This window comes from Burkholderia sp. HI2500, assembly GCF_002223055.1.
In the GTDB taxonomy this organism is placed as follows: Bacteria; Pseudomonadota; Gammaproteobacteria; order Burkholderiales; family Burkholderiaceae; genus Burkholderia.
Map to the genome: position 1 here is coordinate 749,639 of NZ_NKFL01000007.1, position 26,675 is coordinate 776,313.

At 64.5% G+C, this 26,675-nt stretch carries 23 protein-coding genes; 7 read left to right on the forward strand and 16 right to left on the reverse strand.

Features of this window, described 5'->3' with window-relative positions; all coding sequences use genetic code 11:
* Nucleotides 1-48: 48 nt before the first annotated feature.
* The 10 genes from CFB45_RS35655 to CFB45_RS35700 all read right to left on the reverse strand — a co-directional run bounded on the left by CFB45_RS35655 (nt 49) and on the right by CFB45_RS35700 (nt 7,593).
* Nucleotides 49-342 carry a NucA/NucB deoxyribonuclease domain-containing protein gene (locus CFB45_RS35655; protein WP_256978489.1) on the reverse strand — a complete coding sequence of 98 codons (294 nt, stop codon included), beginning with the start codon at nt 340-342 and terminating at the stop codon, nt 49-51.
* Between the two features lie 402 nt (nt 343-744).
* Nucleotides 745-1,065 (reverse strand): high-potential iron-sulfur protein, encoded by a 321-nt coding sequence (locus tag CFB45_RS35660; protein WP_089429791.1) that lies wholly within the window; start codon nt 1,063-1,065, stop codon nt 745-747.
* A gap of 141 nt (nt 1,066-1,206) precedes the next feature.
* Nucleotides 1,207-1,548 carry a cytochrome C oxidase subunit IV family protein gene (locus tag CFB45_RS35665; RefSeq protein WP_089429792.1) on the reverse strand — a complete coding sequence of 114 codons (342 nt, stop codon included), beginning with the start codon at nt 1,546-1,548 and terminating at the stop codon, nt 1,207-1,209.
* Between the two features lie 7 nt (nt 1,549-1,555).
* Nucleotides 1,556-2,275: a heme-copper oxidase subunit III family protein gene (locus tag CFB45_RS35670; protein WP_089429793.1), complete on the reverse strand. Its 720-nt coding sequence runs from the start codon at nt 2,273-2,275 to the stop codon at nt 1,556-1,558.
* Nucleotides 2,272-2,883 carry a cytochrome c oxidase subunit 3 gene (locus CFB45_RS35675; protein WP_089429794.1) on the reverse strand — a complete coding sequence of 204 codons (612 nt, stop codon included), beginning with the start codon at nt 2,881-2,883 and terminating at the stop codon, nt 2,272-2,274. The genes CFB45_RS35670 and CFB45_RS35675 overlap by 4 nt, the downstream gene beginning before the upstream one ends.
* Complete coding sequence (gene ctaD, locus CFB45_RS35680) at nt 2,880-4,640, reverse strand: cytochrome c oxidase subunit I (protein WP_089429795.1); 1,761 nt, start codon at nt 4,638-4,640, stop codon at nt 2,880-2,882. Before ctaD ends, CFB45_RS35675 begins: the two co-directional genes overlap by 4 nt.
* A 31-nt stretch (nt 4,641-4,671) precedes the next feature.
* Complete coding sequence (locus tag CFB45_RS35685) at nt 4,672-5,820, reverse strand: c-type cytochrome (RefSeq protein ID WP_089429796.1); 1,149 nt, start codon at nt 5,818-5,820, stop codon at nt 4,672-4,674.
* A 104-nt stretch (nt 5,821-5,924) separates the two neighbouring features.
* Entirely contained in the window at nt 5,925-6,440 is a 516-nt protein-coding gene (locus CFB45_RS35690) for a hypothetical protein (RefSeq protein ID WP_089429797.1), read from the reverse strand.
* Between the two features lie 216 nt (nt 6,441-6,656).
* Nucleotides 6,657-7,166 (reverse strand): DUF1269 domain-containing protein, encoded by a 510-nt coding sequence (locus tag CFB45_RS35695; protein WP_089429798.1) that lies wholly within the window; start codon nt 7,164-7,166, stop codon nt 6,657-6,659.
* A gap of 211 nt (nt 7,167-7,377) precedes the next feature.
* Nucleotides 7,378-7,593 (reverse strand): DUF3820 family protein, encoded by a 216-nt coding sequence (locus CFB45_RS35700; protein WP_047853223.1) that lies wholly within the window; start codon nt 7,591-7,593, stop codon nt 7,378-7,380.
* Nucleotides 7,594-7,717: 124 nt separating this feature from the next.
* On the opposite strand from CFB45_RS35700, the gene CFB45_RS35705 reads away from it, so the two are divergent.
* On the forward strand, nt 7,718-7,906 hold the full coding sequence (locus CFB45_RS35705; RefSeq protein WP_069250279.1) for a hypothetical protein: 189 nt from the start codon (nt 7,718-7,720) through the stop codon (nt 7,904-7,906).
* A gap of 270 nt (nt 7,907-8,176) precedes the next feature.
* On the opposite strand, the gene CFB45_RS35710 is transcribed toward CFB45_RS35705, so the two are convergent.
* Together CFB45_RS35710 and CFB45_RS35715 are read right to left on the reverse strand one after the other, a co-directional pair.
* Nucleotides 8,177-8,518, reverse strand: a complete 342-nt coding sequence (locus CFB45_RS35710) for a hypothetical protein (protein ID WP_089429799.1) — start codon at nt 8,516-8,518, stop codon at nt 8,177-8,179.
* Nucleotides 8,519-8,762: 244 nt separating this feature from the next.
* On the reverse strand, nt 8,763-9,629 hold the full coding sequence (locus tag CFB45_RS35715; RefSeq protein ID WP_089430133.1) for a LysR family transcriptional regulator: 867 nt from the start codon (nt 9,627-9,629) through the stop codon (nt 8,763-8,765).
* Nucleotides 9,630-9,808: 179 nt separating this feature from the next.
* Between CFB45_RS35715 and CFB45_RS35720 the strand changes: the two genes are divergently transcribed.
* The 3 genes from CFB45_RS35720 to CFB45_RS35730 all read left to right on the forward strand — a co-directional run bounded on the left by CFB45_RS35720 (nt 9,809) and on the right by CFB45_RS35730 (nt 12,672).
* Nucleotides 9,809-10,807, forward strand: coding sequence for an NAD(P)H-quinone oxidoreductase (locus tag CFB45_RS35720; RefSeq protein ID WP_089430134.1), 999 nt, complete (start codon nt 9,809-9,811; stop codon nt 10,805-10,807).
* A gap of 46 nt (nt 10,808-10,853) precedes the next feature.
* Nucleotides 10,854-11,501 carry a flavin reductase family protein gene (locus CFB45_RS35725; protein WP_069249689.1) on the forward strand — a complete coding sequence of 216 codons (648 nt, stop codon included), beginning with the start codon at nt 10,854-10,856 and terminating at the stop codon, nt 11,499-11,501.
* Between the two features lie 367 nt (nt 11,502-11,868).
* The gene (locus CFB45_RS35730) at nt 11,869-12,672 is read left to right on the forward strand and encodes a hypothetical protein (protein ID WP_089429800.1); all 804 of its coding nucleotides are present in this window, start codon (nt 11,869-11,871) and stop codon (nt 12,670-12,672) included.
* 142 nt (nt 12,673-12,814) lie between these two features.
* Here the strand turns inward: CFB45_RS35730 and CFB45_RS35735 are convergent, their stop codons facing one another.
* Nucleotides 12,815-13,843, reverse strand: a complete 1,029-nt coding sequence (locus CFB45_RS35735; protein ID WP_089429801.1) for a methionine synthase — start codon at nt 13,841-13,843, stop codon at nt 12,815-12,817.
* Between the two features lie 26 nt (nt 13,844-13,869).
* Nucleotides 13,870-14,856 carry a DUF1852 domain-containing protein gene (locus tag CFB45_RS35740; RefSeq protein ID WP_089430135.1) on the reverse strand — a complete coding sequence of 329 codons (987 nt, stop codon included), beginning with the start codon at nt 14,854-14,856 and terminating at the stop codon, nt 13,870-13,872.
* Between the two features lie 270 nt (nt 14,857-15,126).
* Here CFB45_RS35740 and CFB45_RS35745 point away from each other — a divergent pair, with 270 nt between their 5' ends.
* On the forward strand, nt 15,127-16,035 hold the full coding sequence (locus CFB45_RS35745) for a LysR family transcriptional regulator (RefSeq protein ID WP_089430136.1): 909 nt from the start codon (nt 15,127-15,129) through the stop codon (nt 16,033-16,035).
* Between the two features lie 411 nt (nt 16,036-16,446).
* On the opposite strand, the gene CFB45_RS35750 is transcribed toward CFB45_RS35745, so the two are convergent.
* On the reverse strand, nt 16,447-17,109 hold the full coding sequence (locus CFB45_RS35750) for an OmpA family protein (protein WP_089429802.1): 663 nt from the start codon (nt 17,107-17,109) through the stop codon (nt 16,447-16,449).
* A gap of 125 nt (nt 17,110-17,234) precedes the next feature.
* Nucleotides 17,235-22,016 (reverse strand): YadA-like family protein, encoded by a 4,782-nt coding sequence (locus CFB45_RS38800; protein WP_144025269.1) that lies wholly within the window; start codon nt 22,014-22,016, stop codon nt 17,235-17,237.
* Between the two features lie 1,444 nt (nt 22,017-23,460).
* Here CFB45_RS38800 and CFB45_RS35775 point away from each other — a divergent pair.
* Nucleotides 23,461-24,297, forward strand: coding sequence for a response regulator transcription factor (locus tag CFB45_RS35775; protein ID WP_089429803.1), 837 nt, complete (start codon nt 23,461-23,463; stop codon nt 24,295-24,297).
* Nucleotides 24,290-26,635, forward strand: coding sequence for a sensor histidine kinase (locus CFB45_RS35780; protein WP_089429804.1), 2,346 nt, complete (start codon nt 24,290-24,292; stop codon nt 26,633-26,635). Before CFB45_RS35775 ends, CFB45_RS35780 begins: the two co-directional genes overlap by 8 nt.
* The last annotated feature ends 40 nt before the right edge of the window (nt 26,636-26,675 follow it).

The following is a 26,675-nucleotide window of genomic DNA, read 5'->3' on the forward strand; positions in this document are numbered from 1 at the left end:
AATCAGCCCGGAACGATGTGCGCGGTCGATCAGATGCGGCGTGGCGAATCAGCGTCGCTTCGACGCCGGCGAAGCACCGGCCGGTTCACCGTCGACGTAGAATTCGTCGGCGTCCAGCACGCGCTGCGCGCGGAAAAAATCGCCAAGCAACGCGCCAGCGCGACGATTGTCGCTGGCGTCGATGCGCTTGACCGAGAACGTGCCGGTCTTCGCGCTCTGATTGGTTGCCGCAAACGGATACTCATCGCAATCGCAATCACTGGGCGTTTCGTCGGAATCGCCGGTGAACGTGCATTGTCCGGTGACCCGGCCGTACTGCGCAATGCACTGCTCCTTGGACACAGCGCGATTACCGGCGCGCAGCGTTGCGCAGCGTTGCGGGTGCGCGTGAGCGGCCGCGAGTCCGATCCTGGCAGGATCGTACCGTCGTCACGCGGGACGAGCTTGTGGCTCCAAGTGACCTGCGTGAAGTGGCTTGTGCCAGTTGAGACGCCATACGAATGACTGTTCCAGTGTCGGACCTACCCGGGTCTCCGCACTGGGTCGAACGGTGGCAACGGGTCGGGTGCCGCGACAAAGGTCCAGCCAAGCCCCGCATGGAAGCAAAGACCGGCGAGCGAAGGCGGGGTTGCGCACAAGCGCTCGCGAGACCAACCTGCCCGAAGGATGTGGAAAGCGTGATTCCCGACACCGGCGAGGTGCTGAATGCGCAAGACCGCGGCTCGCCAGCCCATCCCTCCCTCGCTACGCCTTCTTCGTATAACTGTTGCACCAGCCTTTCGCATTGACCTGCTTGCCGCCGAAAATCGCGCACGCCCCCGTCGTGGCGCCGGCCTTGCCCTGGAAGAACTGGCAATTCGCACAGGCGTCGCCCGCGTGGAATTTCGGGTACTTCGCATGATCGACGCGGCCGGCATCCGCCTTGTAGCCGAGCGCCTGGGCATTCGCATCGGTTTCCTGCACGACACCGGCACCGGCATCCGCCGCCGTCGCGCGGCGTCCAACGGCGAGCGCGGAAGCGAGCACGGTGGTGACTGCAATAAAACGTCGGCGTGAAAATTTCATGGAATCCTCCCTTCAGGTTTGCGTGAACGGATGTCCGGAATGCGCCGTTCCCGGATGACGCGACGCCGTCCGCTCCGAAACAGCGCCCGTCGATCGCGTGCGCATTGCGCCCATCAAGCCGACGCACGATCGACGCTGCAATCAGCGAAAGAACAGCTCCCGCATCCCGAACGTGTGATGCGCTTCCGCCGCCATCAGCACCATGAGCACGAGCAGGCACAGCGGCGGGATCAGGATCGCGTACACGAGCGCCAGCCGCTCCCACATCATGTGCATGAAGATCGACACGATCAGCCCGGCCTTCGCGATCATCAGCACGACGATCAGCACCCAGCGCATCAGGCCCTGCACGTTGAAGTAGTCGACCAGGTACGACAACGTGCTCAGCACGAACAGCAGGCCCCAGATCTTCAGGTAGAGGCCGATCGGATGCTGCTGGCCGTGCGCGGCGTCGGGTCGATCGGCGGGATCGGTGTGCTCCATGGCTGCCTCACCACAAATAGAACAGCGCGAAGATGAACACCCACACCAGGTCGACGAAGTGCCAGTACAGCCCGGCGATCTCGACGATCTGGAAGTTGCCGTGTTCGGTGAATCCCGGCTGCAGGATCTTGCGCGCGATCAGCAGCAGGTAGATCACGCCGCAGGTCACGTGAAAGCCGTGGAACCCGGTGATCGTGAAGAAGCACGCGCCGAACTGCGCCGCGCCCAGCGGGTTGCCCCATGGGCGGATGCCTTCATGAAAGATCAGGTTGCTCCATTCGAACGCCTGCAGCGACACGAAGGTCGCCCCCAGCAGCGCGGTCGCCAGCAACAGCGCGGCAGCGGGCCGTGCGTTGCGCCGGTAGCCGAAGTTGACGGCCATCGCCATCGTGCCGCTGCTGCTGATCAGCGTGAACGTCATGATCGCAATCAGCAGCAACGGCACTTCCACGCCGCCCACGCTGAGCCCGAACACCTTCGCGGTATCGGGCCACGGCGCCGTGGTCGACATGCGCACCGTCATGTAGCCGATCAGGAAGCTGCTGAAGACGAAGGTGTCCGACAGCAGGAAGATCCACATCATCGCCTTGCCCCACGGCACCCTGAAGGCTTCGCGGTCGGACGACCAGTCGGTGACGATGCCGCGCCAGCCGTCGGGCCGCGCGTCGACGGGCGGCACCGCGGACGATTCGGCTGCGGATTCGGTGTGGGCCGTCGGCGCGGTCATGGCGCGGCTCCGTATAGCGGCCCGCAGACGGCGGCGACGATCCCGGGGGTCAGCCACTGCATCGCCGCCAGCAGCACGAGCCAGACCGCGAGCAGGAAATGCCAGTAGCGCGCGCACAGTGCGATGGCCCGTTGGGCCCGGAACGGGTCCGCGCGCCGGAGCTGCACGATCGTCACGGCCCACGCCGCCAGCCCGCCCAGCACATGCACTCCGTGCAGGCCGGTGAGCAGGTAGAGGAAGCTGTTGGACGGATTGACGGTGACCGCCTCCCCGGCTGCCGACAGCATCTGCCACGCAACCAGTTGCCCGATCACGAACACGGCCGCCAGCACGCCGCCGGCTACCAGCCACATCGTGCGGTACGGGCCTATCCGCCGGGCGCGCTGCATCGCGATGCTGGCCAGCGCCAGCGCGCCCGTGTTCCACCACAGCAGCGCCGGATGCGGGATCGGCTGCCAGTCGGGTTCGCGCATGCGCATCGCATAGGCGAACAGCAGCAGCGAGAACAACGTCGTCGCCACCGCCATGAACACGGCCAGGCCGGTGCGGCCCGCATTCGGCAGGCCGGGTGGCGCATCGGGAACGAAGGGGCGCGGCAGCGTGGTCATTCGTGTGCCTCGCCCGGGTGCAGCGTCGGATGGGCCGTCTTGGGTTCAGGCGCCGTCGCCGGCGGCTGATTCTGCGGCACGAAGTCTTCCGCCTGCCCCGGCGGACTGTATTCGTACGCCCAGCGGTAGACGACCGGAAGCGTCGGCCCCCAGTTGCCGTGCACGGGCGGCGTTTGCGGCGTCTGCCATTCGAGCGTGGTGGCCCGCCACGGGTTGCCGTCCGCACGCCGGCCGTGGCGGAGGCTCCACGCGAGGTTGAACAGGAACAGCAGCTGCGCCGCCGCGACGATCAGCGCGACGATCGTGATGAACGTGTTGAGCGTCTGCGCCGAATGCGGAATGAAGCTGTAGCCCTGATACGCGTAATACCGCCGCGGCATGCCCAGGATGCCGAGATAGTGCATCGGGAAATAGATCGCATAGGTGCCGACGAAGGTGATCCAGAAGTGCGCGCGCCCGAGCGTGTCGTCGAGCAGGCGGCCGGTCACCTTCGGGTACCAGTGATACAGGCCGCCGAACACCACGAGGATCGGCGACACGGCCATCACCATATGGAAGTGCGCGACGACGAAATACGTGTTCGACAGCGGGATGTCCACGCTGACGTTGCCGAGGTAGAGCCCGGTCAGCCCGCCCAGCACGAAGGTGCTGATGAAGCCGATCGCGAACAGCATCGGCACGGTCAGGTGGATATCGCCGCGCCACAGCGTCAGCACCCAGTTGTAGACCTTGAGGGCGGTGGGGACGGCGATGATGAGCGTCGTGGTGGCGAAGAAGAAGCCGAAGTACGGATTCATGCCCGCGATGAACATGTGGTGCGCCCAGACCACGAAGCTCAGCGCGCCGATGATCACGATCGCCCATACCATCATCCGGTAGCCGAAGATGCTCTTGCGCGCGTGCGTGCTGATGAGGTCCGACGCGATGCCGAAGGCCGGCAGCGCGACGATGTAGACCTCCGGATGCCCGAAGAACCAGAACAGGTGCTGGAACAGCAACGGGCTGCCGCCGGCGTGCTTGAGCGTCTGCCCCATCGACACCACGGCGGGGACGAAGAAACTGGTGCCGAGCGTCCGGTCGAACAGCATCATCACCGCCGACACGAACAGCGCCGGAAACGCCAGCAGCGCCATGATGGTCGCGATGAAGATGCCCCACACCGTGAGCGGCATGCGCATCAGCGTCATGCCGCGCGTGCGTGCCTGCAGCGTGGTGGTCACGTAGTTCAGGCCGCCCATCGTGGCCGCGACGATGAAGATCGCCAGCGACACGAGCATCAGCACGATGCCCCATTCCACGCCCGGCGTGCCCGGCAGGATCGCCTGCGGCGGATACAGCGTCCAGCCCGCGCCGGTCGGCCCGCCCGGCACGAAGAAGCTCGCCACCAGCACCAGCACGGCCAGCAGGTAGACCCAGTAGCTCAACATGTTGAGAAACGGGAACACCATGTCGCGCGCGCCCAGCATCAGCGGGATCAGGTAGTTGCCGAAGCCGCCCAGGAACAGCGCCGTCAGCAGGTAGATCACCATGATCATCCCGTGCATGGTGACGAACTGGTAGTAGTGGTTCGCGTCGATGAACGCGAACTTGCCCGGAAAGCCGAGCTGCAGCCGCATCAGGTCCGACAGGACGAGGCCGACCAGGCCGATCGCGATGGCCGTCAGCGCGTACTGCACGGCGATGACCTTGTGGTCCTGGCTCCACACATAGCGGGTCCAGAAGCTGTGCGGGACGTGGTCGGTGTGCGCGTAGGTCATGGCGTGTGCTCCGTCTGCTTCGTCCGTTCCGCTAGGGCTGGGCCGCGGTGCTGGCGGCCGTCCCGCCTTGCGCCTTGATGTAGGCCACCAGCGCGCTCAGTTCCTGCTCGCTCAGGTCGAAGTGCGGCATGATCGGCGAGAAGCCCTTCACGACGCGGGCCGTCGGATTGCGGATGAACGCGCGCAGATAGGCTTCGTCCACCTTCGCGGTGCTGCCGTCGGCCATCGTTTCGGTCTTGCCGTACAGGCCCTTCCAGGTCGGGCCCACGAGCGGGCTGCCGTCCACGGTATGGCAGGCGACGCAGCCCTTGGCCGCCGCGAGCGTCTTGCCCAGGTTGGCCAGCGCCTGCGCGCTGCCGCCCGCGGCGGCCGGCGCGGCCTGCACGTGGGCCATCTGCTGCTGCGCGAACGTAGTCTGCTGCGCCAGCCAGCGCGAGAACGCGGCTTCGTCTTCCACCACCACCACGCCGCGCATGCCGGCATGCCCGATCCCGCAGAGCTGCGCGCACAGGATGTCGTAGCGCCCAGCCTGGGTCGGCGTGAACCAGAAGGTGGTCACCATGCCCGGCACCATGTTCATCCGTGCCCGGAACGGCGGGACGTAGAAGTCGTGCAGCACGTCGCGCGACCGGGTCAGGACCTGGACCGGCCGGTTGAGCGGCAAGTGCACCTCGGGACTGTCGATCAGGTAGTTGTCACGGCCGTTCGGATCGGCGGGGTTCAGGCCGAACGGGTTGTCGTTGCTGATGTAGCGCGCGTCGGTCGTGCCCAGCTTGCCGCCGGGCCCGGCGAAGCGGAAACGCCATTGCCATTGCTGGCCGAGCACCTCCATCTGCAGCGCGTTGCGCGGCGGCCGGATGTAGTCCGCGTAGACGAACAGGCCCGGCGCCAGCAACGCCGCCACGCCGACGATGGTCAGGCCGATCAGCCACCATTCCAGTTTCCGGTTGTGCGGTTCGTAGGCCGCACGATGCCCGCTACGGTGGCGATAGCGCACCAGGGCGACCACGATGAACAGGTTGATGGCGATGAAGAATGCGCCGGTGATGACGAGCGTGATCGTCAGCATGTCGTCCATGCGCACCCAGTTCGACGCGATCGGCGTGATCCACCACGGACTGGCAAAGTGAAACCCCACCGCCAACAGGATGATCAGGACCAGGGCAATCGCAAGGGCCATAGGCCGCCTCGCTGCATCTCACTCGCCGGCACCGCCGACACCGGGTTCCGTGTCTCCCGCGGGCGCCGCGTGTTCAAGCGCGGCGCGGCGGGAAACGCGATGGGTCAGTCGTCCACGTTCTGCTTGCGCAATCGCTCCAGCCTGCCGTAGGTGATGGCCGCCACCACGCCGAACAACAGGTTGGCCAGCAAGGGCCCGGAACCGCGCTCGGAGACGAACCACGGGAACACGGCCGTCATCACGTAGAAGTTCCACCCATACGCGACGATCCCGAACGCCAGCCCGATCGCGGCTTCCATGCCCACGCTCGAATCGAGGCGGAAAGGCGCCATGATCGCGGCGAGCATCATCCCCATGATCGCGCCGAGCACGTAGTGCAGCAGCAGCGCCATCGCCACGATTTCGAGGTTGAATTGCGTCATCTGGCCGAGCGCGCTGCGGCCCATCACCATCGCCGCGATCTTGTGGGTCGGTTGCCACGGGCTCGAGCCGAGCACCAGGGTCGACCAGACGAATTCCAGCGCGATCACCAGCGCGCCGCCCGCGAGACCGGCCACGGCAGCGGCGACCCAGTCGGGCGTACGCCGCTCCCAATGGTGCGATTGAATGTGCAGTTCCATACGACCTCCTTGCCGACCGTTCGACGTCGGCACTTCGGCTCCGAAGGCGTCACGCGCGTCGGACCCGCGTCTCTTGCGCGATTCGGGATGGCGGACAGGGTTGCCTGCGCAACGTGCGAGCGACCCGCTCCACGCGCGGCCTGCGGTCGCGGTCGTGCGCTCGACGCAACGCGTCGATGCCCCCGGGTGTCGGGCAGGCCGGCTTGCTGTCGCGCGTCAGGGGAAGATCGGTGACGTCGGTTCGGCGCCTTCCAGGTCCGCCTTTGGAAAATGCTGGGCGACCATTTCTTCGATTTCCTGCTCTCGCAATGCCGGCACGTCGGCCATGATCAGGATCTGGCCTGCCTGGATCGCCTCGCGAAATCGCTGGAGTCGCGCGTTCGGCTCGGCGATGCCGATCATCGCGGCGGTCCACGCCCCGAATCCCGCGCCGGCCAGCGTCAAGCCGACGACGGCGCCGCCCGCGATCACGAGCTCCGCCGGCGGAAAGACGAGCGCGACGAGGCCGATCAGCGCACCGGCCGCGCCGCCGAGCGCGACGCCGCGCTCGAGCGCATGCACGACATCGCTGCTTTGCAGCAACGATGCTTCGGGCAACTGATCGAGTGTGACGCTGTGGTCGGCGAGAACGTGGATATGGCGCCAGACGATGCGTGCGCGCAATAGATCGTCGACGATGGCCTTCGCCATCTGGGTATCGGGTACGAGGAAATAAAGGCGTCTCATGTTGGCACCCCTTTTCTTGCCATCAACGCGTCCACAAGGGACTGTTTTCTATTCTATGTCAGCATCGGCGACACGCCAGGTGCATGCGGACCACGGACGGGGTCGCATGCGAGCATTCGGCACGCGTGGCAGGTGGGGTTGAAACGCGGTGGTAGTTTGTCGATCACGGACGACCGATGCGGGGGCCCGGGACATTCGCCCCCGATTGGCGCTATCCGCGTTTGCGCAACGGCGCCAGCAAGTCCCGCAGGCCGTTGTGGTCGATCTCGTGCATCAGCGCGAGCTGCCGGCCGATTTCTCCGCGCGGAAACCCTTCGCGCGCTAGCCAATTGAGGTAAGGCCCGGGCAGGTCGGCAATCAGCCGGCCTTTGTATTTCCCGAAGGGCATGATGACGGTGACGAGCTGTTCGAGGTCTGGATTTTGCATGCGGGTATTGTGCCCGGCTTTTCGGTCCTGTCGCAGATCTCGCGAAAAGGACTCAGCGAACCACCTGCGCCCCTTTTCTGGCCTGCTAGACTGGAATTCCCCCCTGCACACGATGGAGGGAATCATGTTGTCCGTCTACGTCGTGAAGACCGGCGAGCAGTTCCTCTGCACCGCCGAGGATGGCGATATCGGCATGGCACCGGCAGTTGAGGATGCCACGTCGTTTGGTTCGTATGAGGAAGCGGAAAAGGCCGCGCACGTGCATGCCGACCCCGGATACGAAATCGTCGCCGTCTGTGTAATCAGGCACTGACAGGGCGCCCGCTGCCGGGCGCCACGCGACGAGATGCGGCTCGCAGTTCCGCTGGCGCCACGCGACATGGGGTGGCGCGATGGACTTTGCCCGGAATTACTTGGGAACCGATGGATTGCGTATCGGGGGTCTCTCAATGGGATCGCCGCGCGCGTCGGCATTCCCGCTGCGTACGCTCCGATACAACGCGCGTTTCCTGAAACGCCTGGCATCCGGCGCGCATTCCTCGTATGCGGCGCTGCGGGAGTTCGGAGCGTCGCTGCTCCGCTGTTATCGTCTGGGCCCTTTCATGCCCTCCGACTCCATGGCCGCATGCCACTCCTCATTCGCCTCGATGGGGTCCATCTCATCGTCGACGGAGGCCGTCGCGCGCTCGGCGGCCGCTCTGGCTTCGTCTGCCGGGGACGCAAAATCACCGTCGCCATCACGATCGCCATCGCCGTCACCGTCGCCCGGGGGCTGCAGCATGTCCTTGAGCATCGCGCTCAGCTCCGGCGTGTCCCATGGCAGCCCACGCCGAGTCCGATCCTTGATGTAGTGCCTCACCTCCGCGTCCTGCTCCACGGTCAGCGGCAGCCCTCGGAAGGTGCTTTGGGGGCCAGCGTCGATCATCGCATTCTCCTGCTTCTAGGGCATTTCCAGTGTACTCGCCATTGCGAGCCCGTGAGCAGTGATTACGGCGCGCTTGCGGCTGATCAAACGTGTGGGGGCGACGGGCGCGCGGCCGCCCATTTCAGGCACCCGCCTGCGATGGGTCGATACCGATGAAAGTTTCGCGAGATTTCGCGACCCGCTTATCCGGTAGTTCAGGGGGAAGAAGTGACAACCTCCACTGCCACAAGCACAGTATTCGCTGCTATCCGCCGAACGCAACGACGATCTCTTCGATCGTCACGCGGATGCGCGCCGTATGCCGCAGATCCTGATGCGTGACGAGCCAAACCTCATACGACGCGTCGTTTGTACGGTCCGGCCAGATCCGCACAAGGCCGTCTCGTTCGCCCATCGGCACGGGTATCTCGCTGATGCCGAGCCCGGCCTTAAGTGCCGCGCGCAACGTCAGGTTCGTGTTCAGCCGTGCGACGATGCGGCCGTCCGTCAGCGGTTCCCCGGCGAACGCCGGCACCCGCGCCTTGGCGAAATACGGCTGGTAGACGACGAGATCATGCCCGGCGAACCGCTCGCCCGGCACCGGTTCGCCATGGCGCCGCACATAGTCGGGCGACGCGAACAGTCCGACTTCCCAGCGCGCCAGACGGCGGGCGAGCAGATCTGGATTTCGGGGCTTGACGGTCCGGATCGCGATGTCGGCTTCGCGCTTCGCGAGATTGAGGAGCAGGCTCGTCGTGTCGAGCATCACCGATACGTCCGGATGCTTCGCATGCAGGCGCTCGAGGGCCGGCATCACGAACTCGTGTGCCAGCGCATCCGTCGTCGATAGCTTCACCTCGCCGGCGAGCCGCTTGTCCACGCCTTGCGTGTGGCGCACGAGATCGTGTGCGGATTGCTCCATCGCCTCGGCTGCACGGATCGCGATCCTGCCGACCGGCGTGAGTTCATAGCCGTTCGACGTACGCAGGAACAGCGTCGCGCCGAGCGCGTGCTCGAGCGCCGCAAGCCTGCGGCCCACCGTGGCCTGATCGATGTCGAGCGCGCGAGCGGCGGCCCGCAAGGTCCTTTCCCGATGGAGCGCGACGAAGATGCGCGCGTCGTCCCAGTTCATGTCGCCCCCGGCGTGATGCAAATTTGCATCATACGTCCAGCAATTCTCTGCACGTCAAACACAGGCCGCGCGATTACACTTTTTTCAACCGATGCGGCGGGTCGCTCGAATCCGCGGCGCATCCGGCATTTTAAAAGGATGAAGTCGTGTCACACGAAACGAAAGGCATTCCCGCGGCGATGACCGCGATCGACATTACGCAGCCGGGCGGCCCGGATGTGCTGGCACCCGTGCAGCGTCCTGTTCCCGCACCGGCCGACGACGAAGTGCTGATCCGCATTCATGCGGCCGGCGTGAACGGTCCTGACGTGCTGCAGCGCAAAGGGTTGTACGATCCGCCACCGGGCGCGTCGGACATTCCCGGGCTCGAAGTCGCGGGCAAAATCGTGTCCGTCGGGCGCGACGTGACCCGGTTCGCGGTCGGCGATCTCGTCTGCGCGCTGGTGCCGGGGGGCGGCTATGCGGAGTACGCCGTCGCGCACGAGAGCAACACACTCGCGGTTCCCGATGGTCTCACGATGGTCGAGGCGGCCGCGATCCCCGAAACCTTTCTGACGGTATGGCTGAACCTGTTCCAGCGCGGCAAGTTCAAGGCTGGCGAAAGCGTGCTGATCCATGGCGGCGCATCGGGGATCGGCACCACGGCGACGATGCTCGCGAAGGCGTTCGGCGCCTCGAAGATCATCACGACGGTCGGCTCCGACGCGCACCGCACCGCAAGCATCGCGCTCGGTGCCGATGTCGCGGTTGACTACCGCAACGAGGATTTCGTCGAGGAAGTCATGCGCGCGACGGATGGGCGCGGCGTCGACGTGGTCGTCGATATCGTCGCCGGTGATTACGTCGCGCGGAATTACGCGGCGGCCGCGATGAACGGCCGCATCGTGCAGATCGGCGTGATCAAGGGGCCCGCGCCAGCACTGGACCTGTTCCCGATGCTGGCGAAGCGCCTCATGCACATCGGCTCGACGCTGCGCTCGCGCACGCACGAGGAAAAGGCGGAGCTGATCGAGGATCTCAAGCGATCGGTGTGGCCGCACATCCGGCGTGGCGCGGTGAAGCCCGTGATCCATCGGACCTTCGATCTCGACGATGCGCGCGGCGCGCATGCGCTGATGGACTCGGGCACGCATATCGGCAAGATCGTGCTGACGACCCGGGCGGCAGGCATAGACTGACGCGCAGCTCCGGCCACCTGACATGACTCACTCTCCGATCAAAACCATGACTGATGCTCGCTACCACTACTACGAACCGTCACAAGGCCATGGATTGCCGCACGATCCATTTAATTCGATTGTCGGTCCAAGGCCCGTCGGATGGATTTCCACGCGCGGCAGCAACGGCATGCTGAATCTCGCGCCATACAGCTTTTTCAACGCCTTCAACTACCATCCGCCGATCATCGGCTTCTCGAGCATCGACGCAAAGGACAGCCTACGCAACGTGCAAGAAACGGGGGAATTCGTGTGGAACCTCACCACACGCGATCTCGCCGAAAAGATGAATGCAACGTGCGCAATGGTGCCTTACGAAGTTGACGAGTTTGAAGTGGCCGGGCTGACCCCCGCTCCGTCTCGGCAGGTCGCCGTTCCACGCGTGGCAGAGAGCGGTGTCAACTTCGAATGCAAGCTCACCGATGTGATCCAGCTGCGCGATCACAAAGGCACGCCTGTCACCACATGGCTCGTGCTGGGAGAAGTCGTGGCTGTTCACATTCGCCAGGACTTGCTTAAAGACGGCACCTTCGACACCTTCGGCGCAGGCATCATTCTTCGGGCAGGCGGCCCATCGGCCTATGCACTCGTCGCACCCGAGAGTCGATTCGATATCGGGCGCCCGCCCGGGGCGAATCCCCCCGTCGCACGATGACGGAGGGTGGCGCAGTCGGCTCGTGAAGGGCCGTTGGACCTCGGATGCTGCCGCTGACTTGTTCCCGGGCAAAGCGGCTATCGACGGTCGAAAGTGCCTGTTCGCCGAGCCTGACAGCAGACGTTCGGTGCAGATCCTCAGCCGAACGTCCGCAAGGCAGAATCAAGTCGACCGGCCGCGACCAACACGTGAACGCCCGCAAAGGCCGAGCACTTGCCGCTCGGCGCAGGCACGGGGCCACCGATATCCAGTTGAACAGCCGTTGAGGCTGCGCGGGCTCCAACGGCGGCAGTGGACCGATTGATCGCCATGTCGTCCACGAAACAATCGACAACTTGGAACTATACTGGGCAACCAGGAGGCTTCCATGACCGATCACGACAGACTGCATCCACTCCGTCCGCTCCTGAAAAACTGGGTTTGGGAGCATGGTCGAATCGGGACTCGCTATCTCGACTGCGTAGATGGCGAAATCAGGTTTGACGAGGGCAAGAAGTCGCATTTCGCGGCCGAGAAATATATCTATGTGCCCCTTGGCAAGGGCGCTGAAGACGATGCATCCGCGGAGGGGCCTGCGATCCACGAGGCTGGACTTGCCCGGTTTTTGCGAGCCGCGCAGCTGGGTACGCCGGAGGACGCCGGTTCGGCAGCGGATGTCCAGCGCGCAGTGCAGGACTGCGTGGAGATTGGCCTGTTCAGCGCATATCAATGGGCGGCACGAGAGGCGTTTGCCCGATACGCGCAGGAACCCATGTTCGATGACGAGATCCGCGCGGCGGTTGTCGACGACATCCGGCGTATTTACGCCGGCATGCGGGAGCAACTGGCGCTGTACGATTTCAGTGTGCTCCACGGCTTGCCCACGCCGCTGCTTATAGGCGACACGCCCTTCATCGACTGGCGCCAGCGTGCCAGTCCGGCACTTCCGTTTGTATCGCTCCCGCTGGGTCCTTACTGCCTGCTGGTAGGCGCGCCGTCAGGCAGGAAAAGCCGAATCGCCCCGGTCGTCTGGAAGGCCGCTGCCACGATGGGCCCGTTGAAGGATCACAACCGCCAAATCGAGGAGCAGGCACGTCTGTGGCTGGTGGCGACCACGGACGACCAACTCGTCGCTGCGCAAAGTCGCATTGCCGCGGCCGTCGGCTCCAGGCAAGGGAATGTGAAGCCCTGACCGACGTTCACCTTAAGCAGATCGTCGGCGGTGGCTGAGTGAAAGACCGGCACGTGAAGCCGACCGGTTCGCCATCGACGTGTGATGCGATCACCGTGATACCGGATGCATGGTGGCCGAGCGCTTCGACGTCAGTTCGGACCTAGTTCGAGAGTTCCTTGCGGACGATTTCCGCACCCGCGCTCAACGCACTCAGCTTGCCTCTCGCGACTGCACGCGACAACGGCGCCATGCCGCAGTTGGTGCAGGGATAGAGCTTGTCGGCATCCACGAACTGAAGTGCTTTTCGCAACGTACCGGCGACTTCCTCGGGGGTTTCAATGGTATCGGTCGCCACATCGATGGCCCCCACCATCACCTTCTTGCCCCGAATGAGTTCAATCAGATCCATGGGAACGCGCGAGTTGTGACATTCCAGCGAGACCATGTCGATACTGGATTTTTGCAACTTGGGGAAGGCTTCCTCGTACTGCCGCCACTCCGACCCCAGCGTCTTCTTCCAGTCCGTGTTGGCCTTGATGCCATAGCCATAGCAAATATGCACGGCGGTTTCACACTTGAGACCTTCGATCGCTCTTTCCAGGGTCGCGACGCCCCAATCATTCACCTCGTCGAAGAAGACATTGAATGCGGGCTCATCGAATTGAATGATATCGACGCCGGCAGCCTCCAGTTCCCTGGCTTCCTCGTTCAGGATCTTTGCGAACTCCCAGGCCAGTTTTTCGCGACTCTTGTAATGATCGTCGTACAGCGTATCGATCATCGTCATCGGCCCCGGCAACGCCCATTTGATGGGCTGGCTCGTTTGCTGGCGCAGGAACTTGGCATCGTCAACGAAAACCGGCTTCTGTCTCTCCACCGCATCAACGACCGTCGGCACGCTGGCGTCATAGCGATCGCGAATTCGAACGGTCTTGCGGTTCTCGAAATCAACGCCGCTGAGGTGCTCGATGAACGTGGTCACGAAATGCTGGCGCGTTTGCTCGCCGTCACTGACGATATCGATGCCCGCATGTTGCTGCTCTTGCAACGACAGGCGCAAAGCATCCTGTTTGCCCTCGATCAACACCTCGTCCTGCAATTTCCACGGTGACCAAAGTGTCTCGGGTTGTGCGAGCCACGAAGGTTTAGGCAAACTGCCGGCGGTTGAAGTGGGTAGAAATTTTTTCACGGTAGACGACCTCGTGTTTTTGTTGGTCAAAGCGCGTAGTCCGCAGACCACTGCTCAAGAATGGCCTGGTATGGCTTGATAAATTGCTCTTCGACAAACCTGCCCTGTTCGATAGCCAGCCGGCTACGCTCTTCCCGATCGTAAACAATCCGGGTGAGCGAAAAATCCTGATGCTTCAGACTCGGTTGGTAGGATTTTCCTGCCGGAGAATTCGCATTGTAAATTTCGGGCCGGTAAATTTTCTGGAAGGTATCCATCGTGCTGATGGTGCCGATGAGCTCCAGATTGGTGTAATCGCCCAGCAAATCACCGGTAAAATAAAAAGCCAGCGGTGCGACACTATTCGGCGGCATGAAATAGCGCACCTTCATTCCCATTTTTTCGAAATACTCGTCAGTCAAGGAATACTCGTCCTGCCGGTATTCGATACCCAACACGGGGTGCCGATTTGCCGTCTGATGATAGGTCTTGCTACTCGAAACGCTCAGACATATAACGGGCGGTTTCGCGAAATTATCCTTGTAGGCGCTCGACTTCACGAAGGACTTGAACAGATTCCCGTGCAGGTCGCCAAAGTTATCCGGCGTACTGAAGCCGGGCTGATTCTTGTTGTGCTCCAGCAAGACCACACTGAAATCGTAATCTCGCACATAAGAGGAAAAATTATTTCCCGCGATGCCGTCAATGTGTTTGTTGTTTTTTCGATCGAAAATATTCGTCTTCAGTATTTCGATCAAGGGCAGCGCGGCACTGCCCCGCTCGCCGCCGATATTCATTTCGACCGAAATGATTTCAAGCTTGACGGCATAGCGATCGCCTTTGGGATTGTCCCAATGCGCCATCGCATTGAAGCGATGGTCAATCATCCTGAAGGTATTGCGCAAATTCTCCTGACGACTCTTTCCTCTGGCGAGGTTCGCAAAATTGGTTGTGATGCGCGTATGGTCGGAAGGCTGATAGTCCTCATCGAAACTGACGCTTTTAATAGCAAATGTAAACTCTTGACTCGTCATGATCTTGCGCCCCAGATTTCGAAATGAAAACCGCATCTGCTCCATGCCTTTCGATGCGGCTCGCTTTTCTTTTCCGATGAACGAATGTGACGTTGGGCCATGGCCGACTGGATATGAATCGATTTCAACCAACCAAGAGCGATGCTCACGGTGCGGTGTATCCGGTTCACATCGGAAGAAAAGTAACTGGCAGCGATGATATAGTTTCCATTGCATGAATGAAAATGGATTTATTTCATGCAACCATTAAATTTGTTCATGGAGTGGTCGATGCTGGATCGCAATCATCTGATGGTCGTGCGGGAAGTGGAGCGGCAGGGCTCGCTCACGGCCGCGGCCGATACGCTCAACCTCACGCAGTCGGCGCTCAGCCATGCCGTGAAGAAGCTGGAGCAGCAGCTCGGTACGCCCGTGTGGGCGCGCGAAGGACGGACCATGCGGCTCACGCAAGCCGGACAGTACCTGCTGAGCCTCGCGAACCGGTTGCTGCCGCAATTCGAACTCGCCGAGGAGCGCATGAGGCAGTACGCGCAGGGCGAGCGCGGCACGTTGCGGATCGGCATGGAATGCGCGCCGTGCTATCAATGGCTGCTGAAGGTGGTGTCGCCGTATCTCGCGCACTGGCCGGATGTCGATGTCGACGTGAAGCAGCGCTTCCAGTTCGGCGGCATCGGTGCGTTGATCGGCTATGAAATCGACGTGCTCGTCACGCCCGACCCGCTCAAGAAACCCGAACTGCATTTTGAGCCGGTGTTCGATTACGAGCAGGTGCTGGTGGTTGCCGATGATCACCCGCTGGCCGGAGAAGCGTATGTCACGCCGGAACAGCTGACGCACGAGGTGCTGATCACGTATCCCGTCGAAACGGACCGGCTCGATATCTACACGCAGTTCCTCACGCCCGCAAACAGGGTGCCGAAGCGCCACAAGGTGATCGAGACGACCGACATCATGCTGCAGATGGTGGCGAGCGGCCGTGGCGTGGCGGCGTTGCCTCGCTGGCTCGCGGAAGAATACGCGGGCTGGATGCCGCTTACACCCGTGCAACTTGGAAAGAAGGGGATTGCGAAGCAGATTTTCCTCGGCACGCGCAAGACGGATGACGACGTCGATTATCTTGCTGCGTTTGTAAAGGCTGCGCGGGAATGGAAATGGGCGGACGCGAAGATGCGAGACTAGTTTTGCAATCGGGACATGAACAAAACTGATTGCTCCCGCAACGGGTCGCTTTCCGCGCCTTCGTGCTTGTCGACCCGCGCTGCAGTCGAGCCCGCGTCAGCCACGCGACCCTTGCAGCCCCGCACCTCCGCCGAAGTCTCTCTCATTCCTTTTCACGCAGCGGCACCGGGCATTGCTTGCGCCCCGCGCAGCAACACGTTGGCGGGCGCCGATGAACCCACGACATCGGCGTCCACCAACCGGCCCGCGGGCCGTCGTGCCGCGTCGTCGTCCGCGCGATGGCGGCATCGCGCACGGCCATCGCGACGCGTTGCCTGATTCGACCGCCAGCGTCTCCGAACGGCGCCACAGCCGCAAGCGAGAGCCGTCCGTTCGCGACGGCAACGCCTGCGGCAACCCAGTGGCGACGCCCTACTTCCGCAGCGAGATTTCCACCCGGCGATTGCGCGCGCGCCCTTCGGCGGTCTCGTTCGATGCGGCCGGGTTGGTATCTCCATGTCCCGTCGCCGCGACCGCATCCGCCTTCAGCCCGTGTTCGCGCAGATACCCCGCGACGGCATCGGCGCGGCGCTTCGACAGGGCCTGGTTGTGTGCATCCGAGCCGGTCGCGTCGGTATAACCGTCCACTTCCACACGCGAGAAGTGCCTGTCGCCCTGCTGGCTCAGCAAACTGTCGAGCGCGGCGGTGGCGGCGGACGTCAGCACGGCGGAGTCGGTCGCGAAGTACGCATCGCCGGTCAGGCTCACCTTCTCGACCGCGGCGGGCGCCGGCGTAGCCGCCGCGGCGACCGGCGCGGGTGCCGCACCGCACTGGAACACGATCGAGTGCGGATCGGCGCCGTCGCGGTACGGCGTCGTGGAATCGACCTTGCGCACGGCCTCGTTGCCGCACATGCGCGTCGCGACCTTCATGCAGGTATTGGCGCTCGACAGGATGCCGTGACAGTCGACACGGAACGTCCGGATGCCGTCGCGGGGCTGAAGTTCGTATGCGTTGTACGTCGGTCCCGATGCGCTCGAACAGGCCGCGAGGGAAACGACGGACGCCAGCAGTGCAAGATGAATGTTTTTCACGTGAGGACTCCGAAAATGCGAGGGGTGCAGCGCGGGCGGCGCAATGGTGCAGCCGCATCCGCGTGCGTGTGCGTTCGACGCGGTCCGCCCTGGCAGTGCATGCCGGCGCGAACCGCAGCGCGCGATTACTTCCACTGATACAGCATGCCCGCGCCGACGACGCGCTGGCTGCCGGCGAAGCCGCCGTTCAGCGTCGCCTTCAGGTTTTCCGTGACGCGCGCCTGCACGCCGACCGCCATCGCCTTCTGCCCCTGGAACGTCGCCGTACCGACCCCCATCGCGAAGTTCGAGTCACGGTCCATGTGCGGGATCGACGCCATCGCGGCGGTGGCCGCGATCCCCTCGCGTGCCATCGAATCGGTCTGCTGGATCTGCTGCTGCATCTGCGTGAGCTGGTTGTTGACCGTGTTCAGCGACTGCGTGAACTGGTTCGACACCGCGTTCAGCTGGTTCACGTTCACCGCATCCGTGCCCTGCGTACCGGCCGCGACGTTGACCACCTGGCGCGCCGATTCCGCCGAACCGACCGCGACGACGTTCGAGCGGCCGCCGTCGTTGCTGCCCGTGCCGATCGCGGTCGAATTGCTGCCCGACGCCGTCGAGCCCACGCCGAAGGCGGTGGAACCGTTGCCCGATGCGAGCGCATTGTTGCCGACCGCCGTGCTGTTCGAGCCCGATGCCACCGCCCCCGACCCACCCGCCGACGAATTCGGGCCGGTCGAGCCCGGCGGCACGTTCGCGCCGTTCGGGTTCGTCGTGTACTGGCCGCCGAGGTTGGTCGTGCGCTGGTCGATCAGCGTCGTCAGCTGGTTCGCGACCGAGTCGAGCTGCGACACGTTCACCGCGTCCGTGCCGTTCTTGCCGGCCGCGAGGCCTGTGATCTGCCGGTTGCCGATGTTCACTTCGCCGGCCGACGATTGCGGGCTGCCCAGGCCGTACGCGACGTAGTTCGTCAGCGCGCCGACCGTCGTCAGCGAACCGGCGCCCAATGCGACGCTGTTCGCGAACGTCGCGGACGCACCGGCGCCCAGCGCGAGCGCATCGGTTGCGTTGCCGAGCGCGCCGGAGCCCAGCGCGACGCTGCCCACGCTGACCGCCTTCGCATTCGCGCCTTGCGCGACCGACTGCGCGCCCAGTGCCGTCGCGCCGCTGCCGAGCGCGAGCGCGTCGGCCTGTGCGGCACTCGCCGCCTGCCCGATCGCGATGCCGCCAGGGGCGGTCTGGTCGACGATCGCGCCGTTGCCGATGCCCACACCGTGGTCGCCGTTGACGACCGTCGTCGGCCCCACCGCGACCGATTCCGCGCCGACGGCGAGCGAGTCGGCCGCCGTCGAATTCGCGTGGAAATACTTCTGGCCCGTGACCGCGAACGACTGCAACGCGCCGGCGAGCTGCCGCACGGTCACCGCATCCTGCTGCCCGGTGCCGTCCGCGACGTTGGTGATCTGGCGATACGTCTTGCTGGTCGCGTCGCCGACCGATACCGCGCCAAGCAGCGTCTGGTCCGTCGTGTTGAACGGGATCGACGCGGTGCCGTTGCGGAGGATGCCCGAGGCCGGCGTCGTCGCGCGGTCGGATACCGACCCCGCGCCGAGCGCGATGCTGCCGTCCACCTTCGAGATCGCATTCGGGCCGATCGCGACACTGTCGAGCCCGATCGCCTGGCTGTCCGGCGCGGTCGAGTTCGCGTGGAAATACTTGATGCCGTGGGCGTTGATGTTGTCGATCGCCGAGCCGACGTTGTTGTTGATCGTCGTCGAACCGTCGCTGTTGTACGTCACGTACGAAGGGGCCGAAATCGTGCCGGTCGTCGGATCGTAGGTGGCCCCTCCGCCGATTGCGCCCGCCGTGCTGTTGCCGAGGTTGGTGTTGTTGTTGGCGATCGAGCTGAGGCCGGTGGACAGCGAGCCGATGCCCGTCGACGTCGCGGTGGACAGCGACGTCAGGTTGCTGTTCGTGCTCGACAGCCCGGTGGACAGCGAGCCGACGGTCGTCGAGGTCGATGTCGACAGCGACGCGATCGAGCTCGTCGTCGAACTGAGCCCGGTCGACAGCGAACCGATGCTCGTCGAGGTCGCGGTCGACAGCGACGTGACGGTGCTGTTCGTCGTGCTCAGGCCGGTGGACAGTGAACCGACCACCGTCGAGGTGGACGTCGACAGCGACGTGATCGAACTGTTCGTGCTCGACAGGCCGGTGGACAGCGAACTGATGCCCGTCGACGTTGAAGTTGACAGCGACGTCACCGTGCTGTTCGTCGAACTCAGGCCCGTGGACAGTGAGCTGATGCCGGTCGAGGTCGACGTCGACAACGACGTCACCGTGCTGTTCGTCGAACTCAGGCCCGTGGACAGCGAGCTGATGCCTGTCGACGTCGACGTCGACAGCGACGTCACCGAGCTATTGGTCGAACTCAAACCGGTAGAAGTCGACGTGGACAGTGACGTGATCGCGCTATTGGCCGACGACAGACCGGTCGACGTGGACGTCGACAATGACGCTACTGTGCTGTTGGTCGAACTCAGTCCCGTGGACAACGACGTAATGCCCGTCGACGTCGACGTGGACAGCGATGTAATCGCGCTATTGGCCGACGACAAACCGGTCGACGTGGACGTCGACAATGACGTCACTGTGCTGTCGGTCGAGCTCAGGCCCGTCGACAGCGAGCTGATGCCCGTCGAGGTCGACGTCGACAGCGACGTGATCGCGCTATTGGCCGACGACAATCCGGTCGACGTGGAAGTCGACAACGACGTCACCGAGCTGTTGGTCGAACTCAACCCCGTCGACAGCGAGCCGATGCCCGTCGAAGTCGATGTGGAAAGCGATGTGATCGCGCTATTGACCGACGACAATCCGGTCGACGTGGAAGTCGACAACGACGTCACCGAGCTGTTGGTCGAGCTCAACCCCGTCGACAGCGAGCTGATGCCCGTCGAAGTCGACGTGGAAAGCGACGTGATCGCGCTGTTGGCCGACGACAGCCCCGTCGACGTGGAGGTCGACAGCGACGTCACTGCGCTGTCGGTCGAACTCAAACCTGTGGAAAGCGAGCTGATGCCCGTCGAAGTCGACGTGGAAAGCGACGTGATCGCGCTGTTGGCCGACGACAACCCGGTCGATAGCGACGACACCCCCGTCGACAACGAACTGACACTCGACGCCGTCGACGTCGACAGCGAATTCACCGCCTGATTCGTCGCATCGAGCTGCGACCCGTTGATCGCATCCGTGCTCGCCGAACTGATGCGCCCGGCCGCGACGTTGGTGATCTGGCGCTCGGTACCCGCTGCACCGACACTGACGACGCTGGTCGGATTCGTGCCCTTGAACGTGTACGTCACGCCGCCGATCGTCGCGCTCGCGGTCGGGTTCGGCGCCGCCGTCGTCGAGCCCGAGCCGAGCGCGACGTCGCCTGCATTGTTCGCCACGGCCGACGCGCCGAACGCCAGCGCCCCAGCGGCCGCGGCCGTCGACGTGTTGCCGAGCGCGAGCGAGCCGGTGCCCTGCGCGATGTTCGAATTGCCGATGGCGACCGCGCCGTCGCCGTTCGCCGTGTTGTTCGACCCGGCCGTGACCGCACCGGTGCCGATCGCGGTGCTCGGGTCGCCGATCGCCACCGCACCGTTGCCGCTGACCGTCTGGCTCGCGCCGAGCGCCACGGCGCCGGTACCGCCCAGCACCTTCGAGTTGAAGCCGCCGGCGATCGAACCCGGCCCGGCTGCGGCCGCGACCGAGTTCGAATCGCCGATCGCCACGGTCGACCCCGCCGCCGCGACGCTGTTGATGCCGATGGCCGTCGCATTCGTGGCCGATGCCGTCGCACCGGGCCCCAGGGCGGTCGCCGAGATGCCGGTCGCCAGCGCGGCATTACCGAGCGCGGTCGCGAACTGCTGCGTCGCGCTCGACTGGACGCCCATCGCGATCGAACTGACGCCCGTCGCCTTCGCGCTCGTGCCGAGCGCCATCGAGGTATCGGCGCCGGCCGTCGTGGCCGAACCCAGCGCGATCGAACTGGTGCCGAGCGACTGCGTGCCCGAGCCCGGTACGCCGGCCGTCCCGCCCCAGCCGATCGCGATCGACGACGTGCCCTTCGCACCGCTGTTCACCCCCATCGCCACGCCCGAATTGCCGGAAGCCAGCGCGCCGCTGCCCACGGCAACGGCGGCCGCGCCCGAGCTGGTCGATTGGTTGCCGAGGGACACCGAGCCCGTCAGGTCCGCATGCGATGCATAGCCCAGCGCGACACTTTGCGCGCCGGCGGCGCTCGCCCCGAGGCCCAGCGCCGCTGCGTATTGACCGGAAGCCAGCGCATTGTTGCCGAGCCCGATGGCCGACACACCGGTCGCGGCCGCACCACTGCCCATCGCCACCGACCCGCTTTGCGTCGCGCTCGACAGGTTGCCGATGGAAACCGAGTAATCGCCCGAACCGATCGCCTGCACGCCCATCGACGTGCTGTTGACGCCCGTCGCCTGCGCGTTGATGCCGACGGCCGTCGAAGCGTCGCCCATCGCATGCGCCCCCGGGCCGAGTGCCGTGGCCGACAGCCCCTGTGCCGTCGCCAGATTGCCCAGGGCGGTGGAGTTCTGCTGCGCGGCACTCGACCCGACGCCGATCGCGATCGACGAGACGCCGCCGGTGGCCGTGCCGCCATCCGGGTTGTACTGCGCATGCGCACCGGCATGGAACAGCGCGAGATACGCGGACGTCATCAGCATGGTGAGCCGCCTGAGCGACGAGGCCGAGGTCGCGCCTGCGCGAACCGCGGCCGCTCCTGCGACGTCACGCCCCGGCGTGCCACGCGACGACGCGACGCGCTTGCCGCGCGCCCGATCAAGCTCCGAAGCCGCAACCCAGGCTCCCAATGCTTCGTTCCAGATCGACTTGAACGACTTGTTCATCTTGTCTTCCCTCGGTTCTCATGTGCTGGATGACGCAACGGCGAACACGGCAGCCGGCGAGAATGTCCTCAACACATTCCCATCGGTCTCGCGACGCCCTGCCACTCACTTTGGATCACTAACTAAACAACCCGGTAACGCTGCTCGACACGCGCGATGGATATCGCGATCACGCGATCGCGCGCCGCCCGTGCCAGTCGACACGAGGCGACGCGACGATCGCCGGTTATCGAATCATGGAAGCCGACACGGCAATCCCGGCGGCTCGACGCCGGGCGTGCCGTTCATCCGCGCACGCGCGCGCCGTCGCGCCGAACCCGCGACGACCTCGAATCTCATGGAAAAGCGTCATTCAGACGCCGGATGGGCGGAAGCCGGCCCGCACCCGGGGGCGGCCCGCCCTGTTTCATTCAGGAGGAGGATGACGCCGTGCGATCCCCGGGGCTGAAGCATGCGCCGCCGGTTCGTGCGAACCGGTGCGTTGGCCTGTCATGCCTGTTGTGTTCATCGTTTTCGTACCCGCCTGATTCGAAAGCGCGCCGCGCGCGACCGTTCCCCGATGGATCGAACCCTCGGACGGCCCACGCGCAGCCACGCACCCCTTCCGTCCGGCCTTCAAACGCCTTTCCGGAATCCCGGAACAGCATCGACGACTCGCCGGACGACCCCTGCACCGAATTAATCGATCGAATTTCGTTGATGATTTCGTCTCGACCGGTGCGTCATGCCCAACTGCATTCCAGAACTCACCGATTTCTCTTATATAGCAACGTATTCGGTGAATAATGAAATCTGCATTACCCTCGTGCCAGTTATTCTCTTGCCGACGCGATCCCATATCATGGGATATAACATCGATCAATGTCTCATTGGTATCGCATGCATCGGAATAGAACTTCGGCATGCGATCCACGCGATCCAGACCGTTTGAAAGAACCGATTCCAGCCGCGCCGGGGCTAGTTTGCTGGCATTCGTCAGAACGAACCTTTTCCCGAGCGGAAAAACCCTTTTCCCGAGCAGACAGCATTTACATTCATACATTCCAACGCAAATTGCGATTTCACGATTAACACGATTTCGACCCGCCGACAGAAAAAAAATTAATCACGCAACTCACAATTTCTTCATTCTTTTCACATAGCAGGCGTCGACTTCTGAACGCACGCCAAACTGATTCACCGCCCCTTCCCATTCCCATTATTCCGAATTGATCCGGCAATAAAGACCGATTATTAAAAACCGATCCGGCATGTTTTTCCACTTCCGTTTCTTCCGGCCGGACGCCGTGGCGGCAAGCACGCAACATCCCCGCCGAACAAGCCCCCACATGCCACACGGAATCCTCACAATGTGACCTGTGGTCGGCATATAATTTTTCGCAACAATCGTGCAGACCGCGATGCACGTCATCTGACCGGCCACCCTTCCACCGCCTCCGCAACCATGTCATCCCGCTCGTCCAGTCCGGCGTCGCCTCGTCCCACGCCGGATCTTGCTGACGCACATATTCTTGTCGTCGACGATCGCCCGAACGACCTGCGGCTCCTCACCGAAATCCTGCGGGCCGCACGGTGCCGGATCAGCGTCGCGTTCGACGGGCTGCAGGCGTATCACCGTGCGCAGGCGATCGCGCCCGACCTGATCCTGATGGATGTCCGCATGCCGCGCATGGACGGTTTCGCGGCGTGCCGGCTGCTGGCGTCGACGCCTTCGACGCAATCGATCCCGGTCATCATCCTGACGGCCGCGGGCGATCTCGAGGATCGCATCGCGGGGCTCGAAACCGGTGCGATCGACTACATCATCAAGCCGTTCGAGCCGACCGAAGTGCTGGCCCGGATCCGCAATCACCTGAAACGCGCGCGGCGCAGCCAGCCGTTCGCGCATCTGCCCGAGCTGCCCGACAACCCGGAGGCGGCCCTCGTGCGCGCGGCGTCCGAGGTCCTGCTGCGCGACCTGCGCCATCCGCCGGCGCTCGAGGATCTCGCCAGGCAGGTCGGCACGCACGAGAAGCGCCTGTCCCGCGTGTTCCGCGACCATCTCGGCCAGACCGTGTTCGAATATCTGCGCGACACGCGCCTGCGCGCCGCGATGCACTTTCTCGCGGAGACGTCGATGGGGATCGGCGACATCGCCGAGGAAATCGGCTTTTCCACGCCCGGCAACTTCGCCACCGCCTTCCGCGAGCGCTTCGGCATCACGCCGTCCGACTGGCGGCGCCAGCGCCATGCGGTCAATGCCCCGCCCGCCACACCCGGGGCGCACCATCACGATGGGTAGGCGCCACGCGGCATGGGCAGCCGGATGTCGCGCGGTGCTGCTGCTCCTGCTCGCGATGGCCGTCACCTGCGCGACGGCGCACGCCGCGTCGACGCCGAACCCCGCGCAACTGGACGCCGTGTCGGTCTTCGAGGACGCGAGCACGACGATGTCCGCCGAACAGGTCGCCGCACGGCTCGCCGATCCGGCGCATGGCACGCCGGTGGCCGGCACGTCGTCGTTCAACGTCGAGTTCTCGCGATCGGCGTGGTGGATCCGCGCCACGCTGACCAACCGCGACAGCGCCGCGCGCCCGCTGGTGCTGGTGATTCGTGACGCCCGCGTCGACCAGGCGGACTTCTATCTCGGCCGGAACGGCGGGTGGACGCTCGACAACCGCTTCCCGGCCGCCGGCGCCGGTAGTGACGCCCGACCGTCATCGCGCTACCCGGCACTCGACGTCACGTTGCGTGCCGGCGAAAGCGTCCCCGTCCTGATCCGCGTCACGTCGCGCAAGGAAATGCGGCTCGCGCCGGCCGCGTTCACGCGCGCGGCATGGGATGCGCTGGAACGGCGCGCGACGATGTGGGACTTCGGCTTCTTCGGCGGGTTGCTCGCGCTGATGTGGTGCGCGCTGCTGATCGGGTTCTTTTCGCGCAGCGGCGTGTTTCACGTGCTGGCCGCGGTGGCGCTGGGCACGACACTGTTCGAAGCGGCTTACCGCGGCTATCTGGCGCTGGCGTTGCCGCCTGCGCTGCGTGAATGGTCGGCGCGCGGCGAAGTGATCTTCGCGTACCTGGCGGTGTCGTGCTTCGTCGTCTTCATCCTGATGGTCGCCCGGCGCGAGCAGGCGAAGCTGCCGATGCGCGCGATCTACATGGCCTTCCTCGCGCTCGAAGGGATCGGCATGATCGGCGCCGCCTGCGGCGACCTGCTGACGTTCACGTGGTTCTGCCTGCGGCTGAACGCGGTGCTCGGGATCGTCAACATCAGCCTCGCGCTGCTGCTCGCGATCCGCCGGACGCCGACCGGCCGCGTGATGCTGATCGCCATCGCGATCGCCACCTTCAACATGTTGATCCGCGTGCTCGACGGCATGAACACGCTGCCGCCGGCGCTCGCGTGGCTGAAATCCGACATCTTCCCGAACCCCGTCATCGCGATCGTCGGGCTCGCCACGCACCTGCTGGTGCTGGCCGCATGGATCCACCACGTCGGCCGCCAGCGTACCGAGGCGAGGAAGCGGCTCGAACACTGGCAGCTCACCGAGCAGGATCGCCTGCGCGACGAAGTCGCACGCCGCACGCTCGCGCTCAACGACGCGCTGCAGCAGGTGACGACCCACATGCAGCAGAAGATCGAGACGCTCGGCTACGTCAGCCACGACCTGCGCGCGCCGCTGTCCACGATCAATGGCTATGCGAAGCTGCTGCTGCAAGGCGCGACGCGCGGCCAGGCGCGGCTGATCCGGTCGATCGACCGCAGCATCCGCTACCAGCTCACGCTGATCGATGAGCTGCTCGCGTTCACGAAGGCTGAGCTGCAGCCGCTCGGCGTGACGCCGGATGCGACCGACCTGCCCGGCCTGCTCGACGACATCGGCCACTATGCGCTCGCGCTGTGCGCGCAGCAGGACAACCGGTTCGTCTACCGGCCGGCCACGCCGCTGCCGCGCACGGTGTCGATCGATGGCATGCGGCTGCAGCAGGTGCTGCTCAACCTGCTGTCCAACGCATCGAAGTTCACGCGCGACGGCACGGTCACGCTGTCGATTCATGCCGCGCGCGAAGGCGACGCCTGGCGCCTGCTGTTCGAAGTGGCCGATACGGGCATCGGGATCGACATCAGCGGCAACCGCGACATCTTCCGCGCGTACCAGCAGGTGCAGGCCGTGAACGGCGGCACCGGGCTCGGCCTGTTCATCGCGCAGCGCATCGTCGGCGCGATGGCGGGCGAGCTGGCCGTCGCCAGCCAGCCGGGCGTCGGCACGGCATTCTCGTTCGCGATCGTCGCGCCCGCCGTCGGGCACGCGCTCGTGCCGGTGTCGGAGCTCGTCCGGCGGTTTCATCCGGACGGCGAGGCCGAGCCGGATGACACCGCGCCCACGATGCCGTGCCCGCCCGACGATGCGCTCGACCAGTTGATCCTGCTGGCCGACAACGGGCAGCTGACCGATATCGAGGCATGGCTCGGCCCGTATGCGGACGAGCCGGATTACGCGGCCTTCGTGCGGGACGTGCGCGAACACCTCGATGCACTGGACCTGGACGCGATCGGGAAACTGGCCAGCTCGCTGAAACAGGCGCGCCGCGCCGCGACGGCGTTCGACGCCGAAGCCGACGCGGCCGGGCCGGCCTGACGGCACGGGCCACCGCGGCGCGCACGCGCCGATCGGGCAC